The following is a 1,095-nucleotide window of genomic DNA, read 5'->3' as shown; positions in this document are numbered from 1 at the left end:
CAGCGCGCCCCCGGTCAGCGCACCACCCATCGACTGGGGCGACCCTCCGTTCTAGCAATCAGCGCTCGGCGATGAGTGCTGAAGCGCGCGGGGCTTGACCCCTCCAGGCCCAGGCCCCGCGCGCAGCTTGGAGGGTCAGCGGCGCTTCCAGTCGCTGCACCCGCTGCTGGTGAAGAACTTGTCCGACTTCTTGATCGTCACCACGGCCTGCCCCGTGGTGTTGTCGTTGTCGATGATCGAGCCGAGGTCGTCAGAGCCCGTCGATCGCTCCCAGTAGCAGTTGATGCCGGAGGTGGGAGCCGAGACGTAGGTGCCCGGCTGCACGTCGACGCCGACCTCGTAGGTGCCGTCCCCGCTCATCGCCGTCTGCGCCTCGGGTGCCGGAGCGGTCTCGGTGACCTTGACCGTCGGCGTCGCGGTCACCGTCACCGCCGGTTCCGAGGTGGACTCCCCGGCGACAGTGGTTGTCACCGTCGGGCCTGCAACGGCTGAGCCCGCCGAGTCCCCGCCGCCGGATGCGCCGATGCCGAGGGCGATGAGCGCGGTGGCCGGGTACGCGATGAGGTGCTTCTTCTGCATGGGGTTCCTCCTGGTTGAGTGCGAGGACACCACCGTGCAGCGAGATCGAGTCAGTCAAGTCAAATGACAGTGATAATCAGGGTTATCACCAAAATGGTATCGATGGACTCCCACGCGACGTAGGTTGCACCCATGACATCCACCGCCCGGGGGACCCTGGTCTCCCTCGCTGACATCGCGAGGCTTGCCCGCGTTCAGCGCCCGGTGGTGTCGATGTGGCGTAAGCGCCCAACCGCACGTGGAGTGATCATCCCGTTCCCGCAGCCGAAAGCCACCCGTGACGCGCACGATGTCTTCGACCTCGCTGAGGTCCTCGACTGGCTCGAGCAGACCGGCCGGGGGAAGAACGTCGAGGCGAGGGTCGAAGCGCCGCTTGTCCTGAGCCACGTCACCAGCGATGGCGATCGCGGGGAGGCGGCAGCTCTGGAGGCTGTGGTCGTGCTGGGTGCCATGTCGGGTCGGCTGCTCAGCGACATGGCGGCGCACGACATCCTCGACCTGGCCGACGAGCTGGAC

Annotated in this window: 1 protein-coding gene and 1 pseudogene; one reads left to right on the top strand and one right to left on the bottom strand. The window is 67.0% G+C overall.

What is annotated here, in order from left to right; translation table 11 throughout:
* Window positions 1-135: 135 nt before the first annotated feature.
* Window positions 136-579, bottom strand: coding sequence for an Rv1352/Rv1906c domain-containing protein (locus tag PLL68_RS15705; protein ID WP_324535701.1), 444 nt, complete (start codon window positions 577-579; stop codon window positions 136-138).
* Between the two features lie 132 nt (window positions 580-711).
* Here PLL68_RS15705 and PLL68_RS15700 point away from each other — a divergent pair.
* A pseudogene (locus PLL68_RS15700) lies at window positions 712-1,095 on the top strand (hypothetical protein); the annotation flags it as partial.

It is taken from the genome of Ornithinibacter sp. (assembly GCF_035443565.1).
Classification (GTDB): domain Bacteria; phylum Actinomycetota; class Actinomycetes; order Actinomycetales; family Dermatophilaceae; genus Fodinibacter.
This window is presented reverse-complemented; position numbering and strand designations above follow the sequence as displayed.

Excerpts from the sequence above, each read along its gene's own strand:
- PLL68_RS15705 (WP_324535701.1), bottom strand. The coding sequence starts at position 579 with ATGCAGAAGAAGCACCTCATCGCGTACCCGGCCACCGCGCTCATCGCC.